Origin of the sequence: Haploplasma modicum ATCC 29102 (assembly GCF_000687835.1) — a bacterium.
Lineage (GTDB): Bacteria > Bacillota_I > Bacilli_A > Acholeplasmatales > Acholeplasmataceae > Haploplasma > Haploplasma modicum.
Map to the genome: position 1 here is coordinate 365,332 of NZ_JHYB01000002.1, position 16,312 is coordinate 381,643.

Sequence of the window (16,312 nt, forward strand, 5' to 3'; positions counted from 1 at the left end):
TTTTTTTTAATGTGTATTAATATGTTCTAAAAATAGTCTGGCACTTTCTTTATTTGTTGCAAGGGGTATTTCATATAAGTCACATAATCTTAGAAGTGCACTTATATCTGGTTCATGAGCTTGCGCTGTAAGTGGGTCTCTAAAAAAAATTACTAAGTCTAACTTCCCATTAGCGACCATTGAACCAATTTCTTGATCACCACCAAGGGGACCAGATTTTTTCAAGTTTATTTTAAGCTTAGTCTCACCCATTAAAAGTGTTCCAGTTGTACCTGTTGAATATAATCTATGTTTACTAAATGCCATTTCATTTTCTTTAACAAATATAATTATATCTTTCTTCTTTTTATCATGTGCTATTAGTGCTATGTTCATCTTTATCCTCCATTTTAATATATATTAATTTTAACTTATTTTAATAATTTTACAAGGAAAAAAAATAAAAACGTGTTCGAAAACACGTTTAAATAAATAATATTTACTTTAAAATAATTTGAGCCCACTCATAGAATTTCATTAATATTTCTGCTAAAATATGTGCAAATGCTAATGATAAAATAATATAAGCAGCTTTTATTTGCCAAACATGATTTTTTTTGAAAAAGTTTTCAATGTTTAATGCTTTAAGTACATTAAAATTGATTGCGAAAAACAAAATTAATAAAATGAAATATGCTACTAAATCAATCATTATTTAGTACCGAATAAGCGGTCTCCAGCATCACCCAAGCCTGGAACAATATATCCATTTTTATTTAGTTTTTCATCAAGAGCAGCTAAATAAATCATAACATTTGGATCATATTCTCTAAGACGTTTAACACCTTCTGGACTACCAACAATACCTACAAAAATAATATGTTTTGCACCCTTGCTTTTTAAAATTTCAATTGCTTTTACTGTTGAATTTCCGGTAGCAAGCATTGGATCAACTAATAAGATTGTACTATCTTTTAGGGTGTCTGGAAACTTTGAATAATACTCTTTAGCTTCTAATGTTTCTTCATCTCTATATAAACCAATATGACCAATTTTAGCAGTTGGAATTAAGTTATGTATTCCTTCAACCATGCCAAGTCCTGCTCTAAGAATTGGAATTATTACAATTTCTTCAGCAAGTTCACTACCTTTATAAGTATCAACTGGTGTTTCTACTATTTTTTCTTTTAAAGTTAGGTTTCTTGTTATTTCAAAAGTTAAGAGTCCTGCTATTTCGTTAACTGTTTCTCTAAATTCTTTTGTTTTAGTATTTTTATCTCTAATAACTGTTAACTTATGTTTAATAAGTGGATGTTCTAATACATGTACATTACTCATTTTCATTCTCCATCTCATCAATTAGATCTAATCTTTTTTGATGTCTTTCTTCAAATTTTGAGTCCATAAATGTATCTACAATATCTAGTGCCATTTCAGGTTTTGTATTTCTTCCCCCGAATGCTAGCACATTAGCATTATTATGCTCTCTTGCAAGTTTTGCTGTTTCTGTATCATGAACTAAAGCTGCCCTAACACCTTTGACTTTGTTAGCTGCAATGCTAATGCCAATTCCTGTGCCACAAATTACAATTCCAAAATCGTATTTGTCTTTAACAACAGTCTCTCCGACCTTTTTCCCAAACTCTGGATAATCTACACTCTCATTACTGTTAGTACCTAAATCTATAACATCTACATTTTTTTCCTTTAGATGTTTTTTTACTAACTCCTTCATTTCATATCCTGCATGATCACTACCAATTGCTACTTTCATTGTATTACCTCCCATTTATTTTAAGATTATATTTTATTATTTCTTTTACGTTCGTGTTCTTTTAAGAATTTCTTTCTTAATCTAATACTTTTCGGTGTAATTTCAATTAATTCATCATTATTGATAAACGATAAACTTTCTTCTAAACTTAAAACTTTGGCTCTCTTTAAAACTACCGTTGCCTCTTTATTTGCTTGTCTAACGTTAGTTAATTGTTTTTCTTGGGTTGGGTTAATAACTAAGTCATTATTTTTATTATTTTCACCAACAATCATGCCTTCATAAACATGTGTTCTTGGTTCAACAAACATCATACCACGGTCTTCTAATTTTTTCAAAGCATATTCAGTAACAAAACCGTCACTACTTGCAATTAAAGCACCAGTTAATCTTTCAACGTTTTCTATTTTTTCCATTGGTCGATATTCATGAAAACTATGATTAATAATCCCATAACCCTTAGTTAGGGTTAAAAAGGTTGTACTAAAACCAATTAAACTTCTACTTGGAACGATATAATTTATTTTTGTATAACTATTTCCTTGATCAATTTTTTCAATTTTACCGTTTCTTGAACTTAAAATTTCAATCACTGAACCCATTGATTCATTTGGCACATCAATAAATGCTTTTTCATATGGTTCATATTTTTCGCCATCAATTTCTTTAATAACAACTTTAGGTTTTGATACTTGGAATTCGAATCCTTCTCTTCTCATATTTTCAATTAAAATACCTAAGTGAAGTTCACCACGACCTTTTACAATCCAACTATCTTTTTCATCAGATGGTGAAACTTTTAAACTCACATCTTTTTGAATTTCTTTTTCTAATCTTGCTTTTAATTTGCTTGCTGTAACGTGCGTTCCTTCTTTACCGGCAAAAGGTGAACTATTTGCTCCAAAAGTCATTTCAACCGTTGGTTCACCAATAATAATTGCTGGTAATTTAGTTTCAAAACCAACTGTTGTAATTGTCTCACCAACACCAACATCAGCTAGTCCTGCAATTGAGACTATATCACCATATGATGCTTCTTGAACTTCAACTTTGCTAATACCAATATTTTGAATGATTTTTTGGACCTTAAATTTTTCAACTTTATCATCTAATCTTGTAACACTTAATTCTTGGCCAACTTTTACTGAACCAGATAAAATTAATCCAATTCCTTGTCTCCCAACAAAAGTATTGTAATCAATTAATGATGGTTGGAATAAGAAATGATCATTATCATAAATCTTTGGACTTGGAATATGTTTAATTATTTCATCAAATATAACTTCCATTCCAGTATCTGTAAGTTTTGGTTCTAAACTCATTTTACCAATTAAACCCGAGCCATAAACTATTGGGAAGTCTAAGTCTTCTTCACTTGCACCTAAATCAATAAATAAATCATATACTTCATTTAGTGATTTTCTAATATCAATATTTTCTCTATCTATTTTATTAACAATAACGATTGGTTTTTTATTTTTTTCTAATGCTTTTTGTAAAACAAATCTTGTTTGTGGCATTACACCTTCAAAAGCATCAACAACTAATAATACACCATCAACCATGTGCATAATTCGTTCTACTTCTCCACCAAAGTCAGCATGTCCTGGTGTATCTAAAATATTAATTTTATAATCTTTGTAATATACTGCGGTATTTTTTGCTAAGATTGTAATACCTTTTTCACGTTCTAGTGTATCACTATCTAAAACTCTATCTGCTAATACTTGATGTTTGTCTTTAATACCTACTTCAATTAATTTATTAACTAGTGTTGTTTTACCGTGATCAACGTGAGCAATAATTGCGACATTTTTTACATTCATAAGAACCCTCTATTCTCTAAAATTACAATTTTTAAATAAATCGTAATTAAATCCTAATTATTTTACCATAAAATGTATAATTAACAAGAAAAATATTTTAAAAAAAGAAGTATTGCTACTTCTTTAAAACTTCGTTAATCATTTCTATTGTAATATCTCCTAGTCTAATAATATTTAAATTATTAGTTAGATCAATTACTGTTGAAGAAATTCTAGATATTTTTTCATTGTTTTCATATATATCATCAATTACATTACCATAAACATTTTTAATAATTTCATAATCATTTAGTGGTTCTTCACCTGATTTATTAATTGAAGTAGTCTTAAGTGGTCCATACTCACTAATTAAAGTAAGTGCAAGTTTATGATTAGGAATTCTAACACCAATTGTTTTTTCACCACTAAAATTAAAATATTTTTCATTTGTTTTTAAAATTAAAGTAAGTCCACCTGGCCAAAAAGCTTCACCAATTTTTCTTGCATCATCTGTAACAACAGCAAATTCTTCCATTTGTTTAATTGAAGAACATAAAACAGCAATTGGCTTATTAAAGTCTCGCCCTTTAATTTCATATATTTTACTTATACTTTCTTTATCATAAATACTTGCTCCAATGCCATAAACTGTATCAGTTGGAAAAACAATTACTTTATTTAACATTATTTATACTTCCTTTATTATGAATGTAAAGCGATCTTTGTCGCTTAAATCTTTCTTATTGATTATTATTATATCACTTAAATATTTATTTACTAATGAATTAATCTGCTCTTTTTGATCATACCCATGCTCAAATGCAATAATAAATTTACTCTTTAAATTCTTAGTTATGCTTTTTAGTATTTCTTCATATGAGTCTATACCTTCAGTGCCACTAAATAATGCATTCAAAGGCTCTTTAAGGACTTTTTCTTCTAAACTATACGTTTCCTTGATATAAGGTGGATTACTTACTATAACATCAAAATTATCATTTATACTGTCTAACCAGTTACTGTTAATTATATTCACTTCAAGGTTTAAGTTATTCATGTTTTTTTCTGCAATCTCTAATGCTTTAGGACTTATATCAGATAATGTTACATTTGAATTAGTTAATCCTTTTAAAGTAAGACCAATACAACCACTGCCAGTACCTATATCTAGAATATTTATTTTTTCATTAGAAAAATATTTGTCAATTAGTTCCTTAGTATAGCTAACTAATTCTTCTGTTTCTCTTCTTGGAATTAATGTGTTTTCACTTACATAAAACTTATTACCATAAAAATAAGTATAGCCCACTAAATACTGAACAGGAATATTATCATTTAAATATTTAGATACTTGATTTAAGTAACTATTCTTAAAAGAATCATCTACTAATTTTTCACTACTTAAATAATAAGTACTTTTATCCATATTTAACATTTCAGTTAAAAGCCAAAAAAGCGCATCTTTATCTTCGCTTTTTAAAGTAAGTTCTTGCGCCTTTTTTAGTAAATCAATTATTTTCATTTTTATTGCCTTCTAATTGAAGTTTTTGATAGTAGTTAATTAATGGTTCAATTATAAGTTCTAACTTACCATCGATTATCGCATCTAATCTATTTAGAGTTAAACCAACACGATGATCAGTAACTCTATTTTGTGGATAGTTATAAGTTCTAACCTTTTCACTTCTATCTCCTCTACCAACTAATTTATTACGTTCTTGTGCTTCTTTATCCGATTGATCTTTAAGCATTTTATCGTATAAGCGAGTTTTTAAGATTTTAAAAGCTGTTTCTTTGTTTTCATGTTGACTCTTACCAAGTTGTGAAGCAACTACTAATCCTGAAGGAATATGAGTAAGTCTAACGGCAGAGTCTGTTGTATTAACGTGTTGTCCACCGGCTCCACTTGCTCTAAATACGTCTACTCTAATATCATTCCAGTTTAATTCAAAGTCAATTTCTTCAGCCTCTGGCATAACGATTACCGTTGAGGTTGAAGTATGGATTCTTCCTTGTGATTCAGTTTCAGGTACTCTTTGAACACGGTGTGTTCCTGATTCATATTTTAAGAAAGAGTAAGCTTTTTTACCACTTACCATAAATTCAATTGAAGTAAAACCACCACTTGTACCTTCACTAGCATCTAGAATTTCTACTTTCCAGTTATTAGCTTCTGCATATTTACTATACATTCTAAATAAATCTCCAGCAAAAATATTACCTTCATCGCCACCAGCAGCACCTTTAATTTCAATCATAACGTTTTTATCATCATTTGGATCTTTAGGTAGTAATAAAATTCTTAAATCTTCTTCAATTTTTTCTAATTCGTGTTCTAATGTTTTTATTTCATCCTTAGCAACACCAATTAATTCAACATCATCTTCTATTTCTAATAATTCTTTTAATTCTTTAACTTCATTTTCCTTGCTTAAATAAATTCTATATGAAGTAACAGCATCTTCTAATTGACTTGATTCTTTTAAGTAACTAGTCATCTCTTTAACGCTTAAACTTCCACTTATTAATTTATCTTGTATTTCTCTATATTTCTCGTCCATAATTTTTAATCTATCAAACATCTTTATCACCTTAATTATATTATCACATTTATTTTGATTTTACTATTTATTTAAGCATTAAAATTGCATATTTTTATAAATAAGTTTATAATTTAAGGTGAAGGGAGAGATTATATATGGAAAAATTACATTTGTTATTAAACAAAGAAGTTGCTAATTTTAGTGTTTTATTCACTAAGTTACACCATCATCATTGGTATGTAAAAGGTTCAGCATTTTACACATTACACGAAAAGTTTGAGGAACTATATGATGAAGTTAATGAATTATATGATGAATTCGCTGAAAGATTGTTAACAATCGGTGGAAAACCTGTTTCAAATTTAAAAGGTTATTTAGAAATTACATCACTTGCTGAAGTAAATGATGACTTAACAGCAAAAGAAATGGTTAAAATGGTTAATGATGACTTTAATTTAATTGTTGATGAACTAAAAGAAGGAATTGTTCTTGCTCAAGAAATTAACGATGAAGCTACTGTTGATTTATTTGTAACAACAATCAGCCAACTAGAAAAACATGTTTGGATGCTTAGTGCATATAACGAATAGTTTTATTATGAAAAAGATAACTTTTTGAGTTATCTTTTTTATTTAACCATCTTCTTATTTAAATTAAAATATGATAATACTAATAAAATCATTGATAATATAATACAAAATATAATAATTAAAGTCATACTTACTTCAAAGCCGAGAATTCCGATATTTTCAGTTCCATACGGTTTATGAAGTGCAGATACAAACTCTGGGGCTAGTTTACTATAAGGATCAGATAAAATTACTTGTTTTAATAAAATCGTCATATGCGTAAATGGTACTAGTGATGAGACTTTTGAAACACCACTACCTAAAATAAATAAAGGCATATATATTCCACTAATAAAACCAACAACTGTACCTAATATACCTGCAATTGTACCAAAAGCATTTTGGCTTTTTACTAGAGTTACAATAAAAATCATAATAGAACTTGATATAAAAGTAAATAAAATAAGTAGTAAGCTTGTATTTAAAATAGTTTTAAAACTATAAAGATATTTTGTTGTTATAAAGACATAAAGAATCGTTAAAAACCACATTATAAGCGTTAAAACGGCTGTTACTATAATGCTGGATATAAAATAAGCTAAAATAACTTTATATCTCTTAACTGGACTAACCATGAAGCCATCTAACTTTCTTGTTTCAATATCATTTACGATAACACCATTAACTCCCAGTGAAAGCGATAAAGTATTTATAACTAAGACCCCACCCATGATAATACTAATACCTAAATAGTTTTTTAAATTACTAGATAATCTGTCAAATTCACTTCCTGAAACATATTGTTTACCAATGAATAAAAAATATAGTGCAAGTAAAATTATAACTGATAAAAATGAAAAGAAAACAGAGACTTTATCTCGCAAAAATACTTTAATATTTCTTTTAGTTAAATTGATTAATTCATTCATTTTTCTCACCTATCACATTAATAAAGACATCATCCATACTACCTTTAATAACTTCAAATTGTTTGATGTTATTTTTTATATTATCTAATAAATTAATGGTATTACCAACATCTCTTACTTTAATAATGTATTCATCTGAAATCTTTTTATAACTTATCTTATTTTCATTAAAATATTTAACTAATAATTCTTTATCCTTAGGTACTACTTTAAGTCTATCATATGAATATGTACTTTTTAAAGCTGATGGTGAGCCACTAGCAACAATCTTACCCTTATCAATAATTACAACATAATCACTGTTAGATGCTTCTTCCATATAATGAGTTGTTAAAAAAATAGTTATCCCCTTGTTTACTCTTAAATCTTCTATTACTTTCCAAACTAGTAATCTAGTTTCAGGATCTAGTCCTGTTGTTGGTTCATCTAGTAATAAAATTAAAGGATTTGAAAATAGTGCTCTTGCAATCTCTGTTCTTCTTTTTTGGCCACCGGATAGTGATTTAAACCTTCTATTTTCAAACTCACTTAACTTTAAATAATCTTTAAGTTCATTATATCTATTAATAGTTTCAGTTTTCGTTAATCCATATAAACTACCACGATATAGTAAGTTTTCTTTAACTGTTAACAAATCATCTAAAATATTATTTTGAAAAACAACGCCTATTTTATTTCTAAATAGATTATCATCTTCTAAATTATCTAATATGACTTTCCCTGAGTCTTTTTTTAGTAGGGTTGCTATTATATTAATAGTTGTTGACTTACCCGCACCATTTGGACCAAGAAAAGAAAATAATGATCCCCTTCTCACCGAAAATGAAATATCATCAACTGCCCTTACTTCACCATAGCTCTTTACTAAGTTTTCTATTACTAGTATATTATCCATCTTATCCCTCACTTTTTAATAATTTCATTATATCAAAAAAAAGAAATTTTTATTTCTTTTCTAAAAATTTCTGGTATTTTTTATATATTTTTTTAGCAAGGCTATCAAGACTACAAAAATGATTATTGCTTATAACTAAATCAATTCTATTAATATTTTCTGTTTTGAAAACTAATTTATCGCTTTCTATTCGCATATTAACATCAATTACATCATCGCCTCTTTTTAACATTCTAGATTTTCTAACACTTTCTAGGCTTTTAACATAAACTATATATGTTTTTTCGCTATAAGCTTTAATTAAAGAATTAGCTCCATTTGGTTCAACAATTACGATTGAATTTGTTTTTACATCATCTTTGTTTATTCCATAATAGTTATTATTATAGATTGCATGTTCAACAAACTTACCTTCTTTAATAAGATTTAAAAAGCTCTTTTTATCTATAAAATGATAGTCAATATGATTAACTTCATTTGGTCTTTTTACCCTAGTTGTTGTTGTTATACACTTATCTATCTTAAATTTATTGGTTAAAATTTTCGCAATTTCCGTCTTACCACTAGCACTAGCACCAATAACTACTATCATATTTTACCTCACTTTTTATCCTTTTATTTAAAGAAGAGAGTAAAAATTACTCTCCACTTGGTTCAAAATGTTCTTTAACAATAAATCTTGAAAATGATGGTTCAAATTTATAATGAAGTGTTATTCCTGATTGACCTTGACGGTTTTTGGCAACACTTAATTCCACATCTCCAGTTTTTTTACTCTCATCATGAACATAATAATCTTCACGATATAAGAATAGTACAATATCGGCATCCTGCTCAATACTTCCTGATTCCCTTAAATCAGCTAGTACTGGTTTTTTATCATCACGTGTTTCAACTGAACGTGATAGCTGAGATAAGGCAATAACTGGAACTTTAAGTTCTCTTGCCATTTGTTTTAATCCTCTTGATATTTCAGCAACTTGTTCTTGACGATTACTTTGACCTCTCGCTGGTTTAATTAATTGTAGATAGTCAATAATTACAATTTCTAAATTATCTTCTTGTTTTAATTTTCGACACTTTGCTCTAACATCACTAATTGTTACAGCAGCTGAGTCATCAAAGAAAATATTTAAATTCTTAAGAATTTGTTCACTTGATGTTAAACTTGCCCAGTCATTACTATCTAAGAAACCAGATTTTAATTTATTCCCTGGAACATCAGCTTGATTAGCAATCATTCTACTTGCAAGTTGATCATTACTCATTTCTAAACTGAATATTGCAACCCCAGCTTTTCCACTTTTATTTTTCTTAGCAACATTTAAAGCAATATTTAAGGCAAAGGCACTTTTACCCATTGAAGGTCTCGCAGCAAGAATTATTAATTCTTCTGGTTGAAGCCCATTAGTTATTTTATCTAGATTAGAAAATCCGGTTTTAAGTCCTGAAACTTCACCTTTATTCTTACTTCTTGTTTCCAATATTTCTCTAACTTCAGTAACAATTTGCCCTAGTTTAGAAAACTCACTAGTTTTTCTTTTTTGGCTAATTTTAAAAACTGCTGCTTCTGATTCATCAATATAGTCTTTAGCACTAATATCATCTTGATAACCTTTTTTTGTTATCTCACTTGAAACTTCAATCATTTCACGTTTTAGTGATGCATCTAACACTAAGTTAATATGACTATCTAAATTACTTGTTGTATATAAATGTTCACTAACTTCCATAATATATTCAATCCCACCAGCCTTACCGGTAGTTTTCGCTTGTTCGAGTCTAGAAAAAACACTAGCATAATCGATTGATTGATTATCATTATATAAATCAAGCATTGCAGTATAAATAAAACGATGTCTTGAATCAAAGAAGTCTGTTACAAGTAACTTATCATTTACTTCATTCATTATTTTATTATCTAAGAAAACTGAAGCTAAAACAGCTTGTTCAGCTTTTAAGTAATTTGGTAAACTCATCTTATCCCTGCTTTTCTATTACATTTATTTCGATTTTTGCTTTTACATCCTTATGTAGTGAAATAATTGCTTCATATGTCCCTATACTGTTAATTTCACTTTCTAGTTCAATTTTTTTACGATCTAAAACAATTCCATTTTGTTTATCAAATTCTTCAGCAATATGTTTAGTTGTAACACTACCAAACATTTTACCTGAATTACCTAAATCAATTTCAATTGTAACACTCTTACTTTCAATTTCACCTTTTAGTTTCTTCATTAATTCTAAATGGTTTGCTTCTTTTTTTAAGATTTCTGCTTTTCTGTCATTTAAAGCTTTAACATTTTCAGCACTTGCAACAATTGCTTTTCCTTCTTTAACTAAGAAGTTTGCATAACCTAGTGCTACTTTTATAATATCGTCTTTATTTCCTCTACCTTTAACATCTTCTAATAAAATTACTTCCATTTCTTCACCCTCTGTTCCATATTCCATAAATAAGTATTCTTTTATATTATTTATTACTTCATCAACTGTTTTATTTTTAATTTGGGCTGCTGCACTATTTAAGTGACCGCCACCACCAATATGTTCCATTACAAGTTGCACGTTTACATCATTTAAACTTCTTGCACTAACTGCTATTACATCTTCAACTGGGGCAACCGTAAATGCTGCATCAATCCCATCAATCAGTAGTGCTTCATCTGACGCTTGTGCTAATAATATTCTATCAATTTGTTCATCACTTGAACTAAGTAACATAAATCTATCTAAATATAAATTGCCATTAGACAATAGTTTATTAATACTTAGTGTTCTGTTTAAATCTTTTCTAAGCCAAGATTTAACTAAATTTGGATCTGCTCCTAATTCCCTAAGCTTAAATGCTACTTCAAAGGTTCGTGTATTTGTTCTAACAGTAAAACTATTTGTATCTAAAACTAGACCACCATACATTATGTTTGCCTCAAGTTGAGTAATTTCATTTTTCTTATCGTTATAAAAATCAATCATTTCCATTAATATTTCGATAGTTGAAGATGACGATGGTTCAACAATTGAAAATACTGTATCAAATCCTTCATCACCAACTCGGTGATGATCAATTACAATTGTTTTTTTAGATTTTGCTAAAAGTCCTTTATTCATAATTATTTTAGGTGTCTGAGTATCTACTACAATAAGTAATGATTCATCATTCATTAAATTTATTGCAGCTTCACTACTTACAACATTTTCATAAAGTTGATTATCACTACTATAAAGATTAAGTATCTTTGTAGATGTGTCATCCATCTTGTCTAAATCAATTACTTTATATACTTGTTTATTATCTAGTTTTGCCATACGATAAACTGCAATTGTTGAACCTAGTGAATCTAGATCTCCTAAATTATGACCAACTACAAAGACGTTTGGTGCTTTTTTAATATACTCTCTTAAAGTTTCTGTATTTATTCTGGCATTAACACGACTAGATTTTGCAACACTATCACTTTTTGCCCCAAAGAATTCAATTTTTTTATTTTCGATATTAACAACTGCTTGATCTCCACCACGTTTTTCAGCAAGTTCAATTGCACTTTGAGCACGGTTACCCACTTCTTTTAATGAGCCATCCCATGAAGCAACCCCAATTGATAATGTTACTCTAATATTATGGTTTTTAGAAATCATTCTAACTTTATCTAAAATATCAAATTTGTTAATAATCATACTTTCAATATTTTTTCTATCTGTTATAAACATTAGGCTATCTTCAGAAAGTGGTTTTAAATAACAATCAAATTTATCTAACCAATCGTTAATTGAAGAAAGGTATGACCCTTTTAAACTTGATTGTTCAGAAATCTCTAAACTAGATAGTGACTCTTCTAAGTTATCTAAATAAATAATTCCAATTGCTTGAATACTTTCATTATATTTTAATTTTATTTGTTCTCGCTCTGTCACATTAAACAAATAAGCATAACGATACTCTGGTTCATTAATAACATCATAACTCTCTTCACCAATAGTTATAATACCTGTTTTTTGGTTATCTGATATGATATCATAAAATTCTTTTGAAATATTAAAAATGTTTTCATCAATGATTCTATTTTGTAAAAATATTTTACTTGAATGTTTATTACTCCACTTAATATCAAAGTTATCATCATAAATAACAATCCCAATTGGCAAAATATTTACAACCTCATCACCAATTTCACTAATATTCATCGATAAATTTGCCCAAACATCAAGCCTATCTCTTAATTTTTGATTTTCTTTACTTCGAGAATTAGTTAAATAAGCAAATACTGTAACAACAAACAACAAGCCTGTTAGATTGATAACTAAATAACTTATAAGAGATTTAGTATTACTCTTTAAAAATGTTAGAATTGGACTATAAAAGATAAAAATTCCAACACCAAACAAGAGAAATGTAATTATTAGTGGTAAATATTTCTTCATATTATCAAACCTTTCAGTAAATCTTTCTTATATTTTATCATATTTTTATCTTTAATAGTAGATATTAAAAAAGAAAACACCTTTATAAAAGGTGTTATAATTTATTATTCATTAACAAATGGTAATAAAGCCATATGTCTAGCACGTTTGATTGCTACTGCTAGTTGTCTTTGCCATTTTGCACTTGTTCCTGTAACTCTTCTTGGTAAAATTTTGCCTCTTTCATTAATAAATCTTCTTAATAATTCAGCATCTTTAAAATCGATATGAGTTACTTTGTTTTGTGTAAAATAACATACTTTACGGCGTCTTTTAAAACCGCCTTGACGTTTTTGTTGCATATTTTTTTCCTCCTATTAGAATGGTAAATCGTTATCTGTGATTATTGAACCACTTAAATTACTGAACTCATCATTATTATCATTACTCTTTTGTGTTTTTGATTCTAAAAATTGAATAGAATCTGCAACTACATCAGTAGTATAACGAGTTCCTTGGTCTGTTTCGTATGAACCAGTTTGAATTCTCCCTTGAAGACCAATTTGTGAACCTTGTTTCATAAATCTAGCTAAGTTTTCAGCTTGATTTCTCCACGCAATACAATTAATAAAATCTGCTTGTCTTTCTCCACTTTGATCAGCAAATGATCTATTTACTGCCAAAGTAAATCTAACATAAGAAATATTAGATTGTGTTTTCATAAGTTCTGGATCTTTAGTTAGTCTTCCTACTAACACTACGTTATTTATCATAGTTATTCTCCTGCTTTAACTACAATAAAACGCATTACTTGTTCATTGATTCTTACAACACGGTTAAATTCGTCGATTGCTTCATTTGTAGCTTCAACTGATAACCATACGTAGTAACCTTTTTTGTTATGATCAATTTCATAAGCAAGGTCTTTTAAACCAATTTGTTTTAATTCAACTACATTACTATCATGTGATGTAAATACGTTGTTGAATCTATCAATAATTTGTTTAATAACTTCACCTTCAACATTTGGGCGAATAATATACATTACTTCATATTGTTTTTTCATTTTTTCTTCCTCCTTTTGGTCTATTGGTCTTTTCAGACAAGGACATAAGTTATATGCCGTTATTTATTATATCACAACAATATTAAATATACAAATTTTATTGCTAAATTAGATATATAAATTTTAAATCAAGTTTATGTTATAATATTAAAAGTGAGGTGTATTATATATGAAACTTGAAATTATAGCAACAACACTTAAAGAAGCAAAGGATATTGAGCTAGCTGGTGCAGATAGAATTGAACTTGTAACAGGAATCAAAGAAGGTGGGCTTACTCCTTCTATTGGTCTAATCAAACAAGTTACTGAGACTGTTAAAATTCCAGTTGTCGTGATGCTTAGACCACATTCAAAGTCATTTGTTTATGACTCTTATGATAAAAAAGTTATACTTGATGATTTAGAAGAAATTAAAAAAACAAAATCATATGGAATTGTTTTTGGTTGTCTTACTAAGGATGGTAATATTGATCATGATTTATTAAAAGAAGTCATTAAAAATAAAGGTCATCTAAAGATTACTTTTCACCGTGCAATTGATGTAGCAAAAGATACTATTAAAGCTTATAGTGAACTTAGAGATTATAAAATAGATACAATCCTAACTTCTGGCGGATTTAGTAATGCCCTAGAGGGTAGAGATATAATTAATCAAATGGTTAAACTAAGATATTCTAATATTTTAGCAGGCTCTGGCTTAAGTCCCGATAATATTGAAGAATTTATTAGTAATTCTTTAGTAAGTGAAGTGCATATGGGTAGCGGTGTTAAGTTTAGAAAAGATAATTTAGCAGAAATTGATTTAGATTTAATTAAAAAGGTAAAGGACATATTAAATGAAAAAGGAAATAATATATAGTGATTTAGATGGGACATTACTTGCTCATCATGGAAACAAGAGTTTTTTGACAGATGAAAATATTGAGGCAGTTAATTCCTGGGTAAATAGAAACCATTTATTTGGAATTGCAACAGGAAGAAACATTACAAGTATCGAACCTATCTTAGAAAACTCAACCTTAAATTATAATCTTCCACTTGTCTTATCAAATGGTACTGTAATTTATGATTTTAAGAAAAAAGAAATTTTATATCAAGAAACTTTTAATAAAGATTCAATCTTAGAAGCCATAGACTTTGCCAAGAAAAACAAAGATATTGTTATGCTAGGTTTATTTACTCCTTATGTTGAATATCTTTTTGTCGAAGATTTAAATCAAGAAATGAGAAAAGTTGAATTTAAATCTACTTTAGTTCTTGAAGAAGATATTAAATTTGAAGAAATAACAAAAGTTCTATTTATCGTAGATCCAGTAAACAATGACTTAGTTGAAAATATGTGCAAAAACTTTAAAACAAGAAAAAATTTTGAAATTATTCCATCAGGTCCTAAGTATGTTGAATTAGTAAATGTAGGATCTAGTAAAAAAACAGCAATCGATAAAGCTTTAAAAATTTCCGGAATTAATAATTACAATTTATACACTATAGGTGATTATAACAATGACTTGCATATGATTAAAGATGCAACAATTGGTTTTGCTCCTGCTAATGCGATTAATGCAGTTAAAGAGGTAGCTAAATATCAAGTTAGTCATCATAATGAACATGCAGTTAAAGAGATGATTGCAATACTTGACAATTACATAAAATAAAGCAAGATTAAATCTTGCTTTTTATTTTATAGTATCCAATTTTCCATCAACTATTGAATATACTTTATCACAATATTCAAGTAATCTCTCATCATGAGTAACAATAATAGTTGCTTTATTTTGACTCTTTGTAATATCTCTTAAAAGAGTTATTACTTCAATTGCTTTTTTTGAATCTAGACTTGCAGTTGGTTCATCTGCAAAAATTACTACCGGGTTATGATATAGCGCTTTTGCAATCGCTACTCTTTGTCTTTCACCACCCGATAATTCTTTGGGGTATTTATTTTTTAACTTAGTAATACTTAAATTATTTAATAAATCATCAATTAAGTTGTTATCAACTTTTTTCTTTTTTATTTTATTATGTAATATTAACTGTTCTTTAACCGTGAGGAAAGGAATAAGGTTTGATTGTTGCAGGATAAAACCTAGTTTATCAAATCTAATTTTTGAATTATCTTTTAAATCTAAATTACTGAACTCTAATCCTTCAATTAAAACTTCTCCATTTGTAGGTTTTTGTAGACCGCCAAGTATTGTTAAAAATGTTGATTTACCAGAACCACTTGGCCCGATTACTGCAACAAGTTCTCCTTTATTAACGCTAAAATTAGTTTGTTTTAAAGCATTAATTGTTTCACTACTTGTAATATAGTCTTTTTTTACATTAATCATTTCAATTGCTTTCAT

The 16,312-nt window shown here is 28.1% G+C and carries 20 protein-coding genes and 1 pseudogene; 3 read left to right on the forward strand and 18 right to left on the reverse strand.

Translation table 11 applies throughout. The annotated features are described in order from the left end of the window. Window positions 1-6: 6 nt before the first annotated feature. From T352_RS0101850 to prfA, 8 genes are all read right to left on the reverse strand, one after another. Window positions 7-375, reverse strand: a complete 369-nt coding sequence (locus T352_RS0101850) for a methylglyoxal synthase (protein WP_026391519.1) — start codon at window positions 373-375, stop codon at window positions 7-9. 103 nt (window positions 376-478) lie between these two features. Further along, complete coding sequence (locus T352_RS0101855; protein ID WP_026391520.1) at window positions 479-691, reverse strand: DUF1146 family protein; 213 nt, start codon at window positions 689-691, stop codon at window positions 479-481. Next, on the reverse strand, window positions 691-1,317 hold the full coding sequence (gene upp / locus T352_RS0101860) for a uracil phosphoribosyltransferase (RefSeq protein ID WP_026391521.1): 627 nt from the start codon (window positions 1,315-1,317) through the stop codon (window positions 691-693). Before upp ends, T352_RS0101855 begins: the two co-directional genes overlap by 1 nt. Next, window positions 1,310-1,753, reverse strand: coding sequence for a ribose 5-phosphate isomerase B (rpiB, locus tag T352_RS0101865; protein WP_026391522.1), 444 nt, complete (start codon window positions 1,751-1,753; stop codon window positions 1,310-1,312). The genes upp and rpiB overlap by 8 nt, the downstream gene beginning before the upstream one ends. Before the next feature lie 26 nt (window positions 1,754-1,779). Further along, entirely contained in the window at window positions 1,780-3,579 is a 1,800-nt protein-coding gene (gene typA / locus T352_RS0101870) for a translational GTPase TypA (protein WP_026391523.1), read from the reverse strand. Between the two features lie 115 nt (window positions 3,580-3,694). Beyond that, entirely contained in the window at window positions 3,695-4,243 is a 549-nt protein-coding gene (locus T352_RS0101875; protein WP_026391524.1) for an L-threonylcarbamoyladenylate synthase, read from the reverse strand. A gap of 3 nt (window positions 4,244-4,246) precedes the next feature. Continuing rightward, window positions 4,247-5,080 (reverse strand): peptide chain release factor N(5)-glutamine methyltransferase, encoded by an 834-nt coding sequence (gene prmC / locus T352_RS06135; RefSeq protein ID WP_051615727.1) that lies wholly within the window; start codon window positions 5,078-5,080, stop codon window positions 4,247-4,249. Continuing rightward, window positions 5,067-6,140, reverse strand: coding sequence for a peptide chain release factor 1 (gene prfA, locus T352_RS06140; protein ID WP_162151102.1), 1,074 nt, complete (start codon window positions 6,138-6,140; stop codon window positions 5,067-5,069). The genes prmC and prfA overlap by 14 nt, the downstream gene beginning before the upstream one ends. Window positions 6,141-6,256: 116 nt before the next feature. Here prfA and T352_RS0101890 point away from each other — a divergent pair, with 116 nt between their 5' ends. Then, window positions 6,257-6,691, forward strand: coding sequence for a Dps family protein (locus tag T352_RS0101890; RefSeq protein WP_026391525.1), 435 nt, complete (start codon window positions 6,257-6,259; stop codon window positions 6,689-6,691). A gap of 38 nt (window positions 6,692-6,729) precedes the next feature. Here T352_RS0101890 and T352_RS0101895 read toward each other — a convergent pair whose 3' ends face one another. The 9 genes and pseudogenes from T352_RS0101895 to rpsF form a co-directional block, all read right to left on the reverse strand. Further along, on the reverse strand, window positions 6,730-7,599 hold the full coding sequence (locus T352_RS0101895) for an ABC transporter permease (protein ID WP_026391526.1): 870 nt from the start codon (window positions 7,597-7,599) through the stop codon (window positions 6,730-6,732). Beyond that, complete coding sequence (locus T352_RS07400; RefSeq protein WP_407918973.1) at window positions 7,592-7,918, reverse strand: ATP-binding protein DrrA1-3 family domain-containing protein; 327 nt, start codon at window positions 7,916-7,918, stop codon at window positions 7,592-7,594. Before T352_RS07400 ends, T352_RS0101895 begins: the two co-directional genes overlap by 8 nt. A gap of 86 nt (window positions 7,919-8,004) precedes the next feature. Continuing rightward, window positions 8,005-8,494: pseudogene (locus T352_RS07405) on the reverse strand (ABC transporter ATP-binding protein); the annotation flags it as partial. 49 nt (window positions 8,495-8,543) lie between these two features. Continuing rightward, window positions 8,544-9,086, reverse strand: coding sequence for a nucleoside/nucleotide kinase family protein (locus T352_RS06810; protein ID WP_051615734.1), 543 nt, complete (start codon window positions 9,084-9,086; stop codon window positions 8,544-8,546). A 46-nt stretch (window positions 9,087-9,132) separates the two neighbouring features. After that, the gene (dnaB, locus tag T352_RS0101910) at window positions 9,133-10,473 is read right to left on the reverse strand and encodes a replicative DNA helicase (RefSeq protein ID WP_026391528.1); all 1,341 of its coding nucleotides are present in this window, start codon (window positions 10,471-10,473) and stop codon (window positions 9,133-9,135) included. A gap of 1 nt (window position 10,474) precedes the next feature. Then, entirely contained in the window at window positions 10,475-12,919 is a 2,445-nt protein-coding gene (rplI, locus tag T352_RS06150; RefSeq protein ID WP_051615738.1) for a 50S ribosomal protein L9, read from the reverse strand. Between the two features lie 104 nt (window positions 12,920-13,023). Then, window positions 13,024-13,260, reverse strand: a complete 237-nt coding sequence (rpsR, locus tag T352_RS0101920) for a 30S ribosomal protein S18 (RefSeq protein WP_026391529.1) — start codon at window positions 13,258-13,260, stop codon at window positions 13,024-13,026. Between the two features lie 15 nt (window positions 13,261-13,275). Further along, window positions 13,276-13,671 carry a single-stranded DNA-binding protein gene (gene ssb, locus T352_RS0101925; RefSeq protein WP_026391530.1) on the reverse strand — a complete coding sequence of 132 codons (396 nt, stop codon included), beginning with the start codon at window positions 13,669-13,671 and terminating at the stop codon, window positions 13,276-13,278. Between the two features lie 2 nt (window positions 13,672-13,673). Further along, a complete protein-coding gene (gene rpsF / locus T352_RS0101930; RefSeq protein ID WP_035344772.1) occupies window positions 13,674-13,964 on the reverse strand; it encodes a 30S ribosomal protein S6 in 291 nt (96 codons plus the stop codon). Window positions 13,965-14,133: 169 nt separating this feature from the next. Here rpsF and T352_RS0101935 point away from each other — a divergent pair, with 169 nt between their 5' ends. Beyond that, window positions 14,134-14,823: a copper homeostasis protein CutC gene (locus T352_RS0101935; RefSeq protein WP_035344775.1), complete on the forward strand. Its 690-nt coding sequence runs from the start codon at window positions 14,134-14,136 to the stop codon at window positions 14,821-14,823. Then, window positions 14,801-15,619, forward strand: a complete 819-nt coding sequence (locus T352_RS0101940; RefSeq protein WP_026391533.1) for a Cof-type HAD-IIB family hydrolase — start codon at window positions 14,801-14,803, stop codon at window positions 15,617-15,619. The genes T352_RS0101935 and T352_RS0101940 overlap by 23 nt, the downstream gene beginning before the upstream one ends. 21 nt (window positions 15,620-15,640) lie before the next feature. Here T352_RS0101940 and T352_RS0101945 read toward each other — a convergent pair whose 3' ends face one another. After that, window positions 15,641-16,312 carry an ABC transporter ATP-binding protein gene (locus tag T352_RS0101945; protein ID WP_026391534.1) on the reverse strand — a complete coding sequence of 224 codons (672 nt, stop codon included), beginning with the start codon at window positions 16,310-16,312 and terminating at the stop codon, window positions 15,641-15,643.

Coding starts and splice junctions, on each gene's coding strand:
- T352_RS07400 (WP_407918973.1), bottom strand. CDS start 7,918: ATGGAAGAAGCATCTAACAGTGATTATGTTGTAATTATTGATAAGGGT.
- typA (WP_026391523.1), bottom strand. CDS start 3,579: ATGAATGTAAAAAATGTCGCAATTATTGCTCACGTTGATCACGGTAAA.
- dnaB (WP_026391528.1), bottom strand. CDS start 10,473: ATGAGTTTACCAAATTACTTAAAAGCTGAACAAGCTGTTTTAGCTTCA.
- rplI (WP_051615738.1), bottom strand. CDS start 12,919: ATGAAGAAATATTTACCACTAATAATTACATTTCTCTTGTTTGGTGTT.
- rpiB (WP_026391522.1), bottom strand. CDS start 1,753: ATGAAAGTAGCAATTGGTAGTGATCATGCAGGATATGAAATGAAGGAG.
- T352_RS06810 (WP_051615734.1), bottom strand. CDS start 9,086: ATGATAGTAGTTATTGGTGCTAGTGCTAGTGGTAAGACGGAAATTGCG.
- T352_RS0101855 (WP_026391520.1), bottom strand. CDS start 691: ATGATTGATTTAGTAGCATATTTCATTTTATTAATTTTGTTTTTCGCA.
- prmC (WP_051615727.1), bottom strand. CDS start 5,080: ATGAAAATAATTGATTTACTAAAAAAGGCGCAAGAACTTACTTTAAAA.
- T352_RS0101935 (WP_035344775.1), top strand. CDS start 14,134: ATGAAACTTGAAATTATAGCAACAACACTTAAAGAAGCAAAGGATATT.
- T352_RS0101940 (WP_026391533.1), top strand. CDS start 14,801: ATGAAAAAGGAAATAATATATAGTGATTTAGATGGGACATTACTTGCT.
- prfA (WP_162151102.1), bottom strand. CDS start 6,140: ATGTTTGATAGATTAAAAATTATGGACGAGAAATATAGAGAAATACAA.
- rpsF (WP_035344772.1), bottom strand. CDS start 13,964: ATGAAAAAACAATATGAAGTAATGTATATTATTCGCCCAAATGTTGAA.
- T352_RS0101895 (WP_026391526.1), bottom strand. CDS start 7,599: ATGAATGAATTAATCAATTTAACTAAAAGAAATATTAAAGTATTTTTG.
- T352_RS0101875 (WP_026391524.1), bottom strand. CDS start 4,243: ATGTTAAATAAAGTAATTGTTTTTCCAACTGATACAGTTTATGGCATT.
- T352_RS0101945 (WP_026391534.1), bottom strand. CDS start 16,312: ATGAAAGCAATTGAAATGATTAATGTAAAAAAAGACTATATTACAAGT.
- T352_RS0101890 (WP_026391525.1), top strand. CDS start 6,257: ATGGAAAAATTACATTTGTTATTAAACAAAGAAGTTGCTAATTTTAGT.
- rpsR (WP_026391529.1), bottom strand. CDS start 13,260: ATGCAACAAAAACGTCAAGGCGGTTTTAAAAGACGCCGTAAAGTATGT.
- upp (WP_026391521.1), bottom strand. CDS start 1,317: ATGAGTAATGTACATGTATTAGAACATCCACTTATTAAACATAAGTTA.
- ssb (WP_026391530.1), bottom strand. CDS start 13,671: ATGATAAATAACGTAGTGTTAGTAGGAAGACTAACTAAAGATCCAGAA.
- T352_RS0101850 (WP_026391519.1), bottom strand. CDS start 375: ATGAACATAGCACTAATAGCACATGATAAAAAGAAGAAAGATATAATT.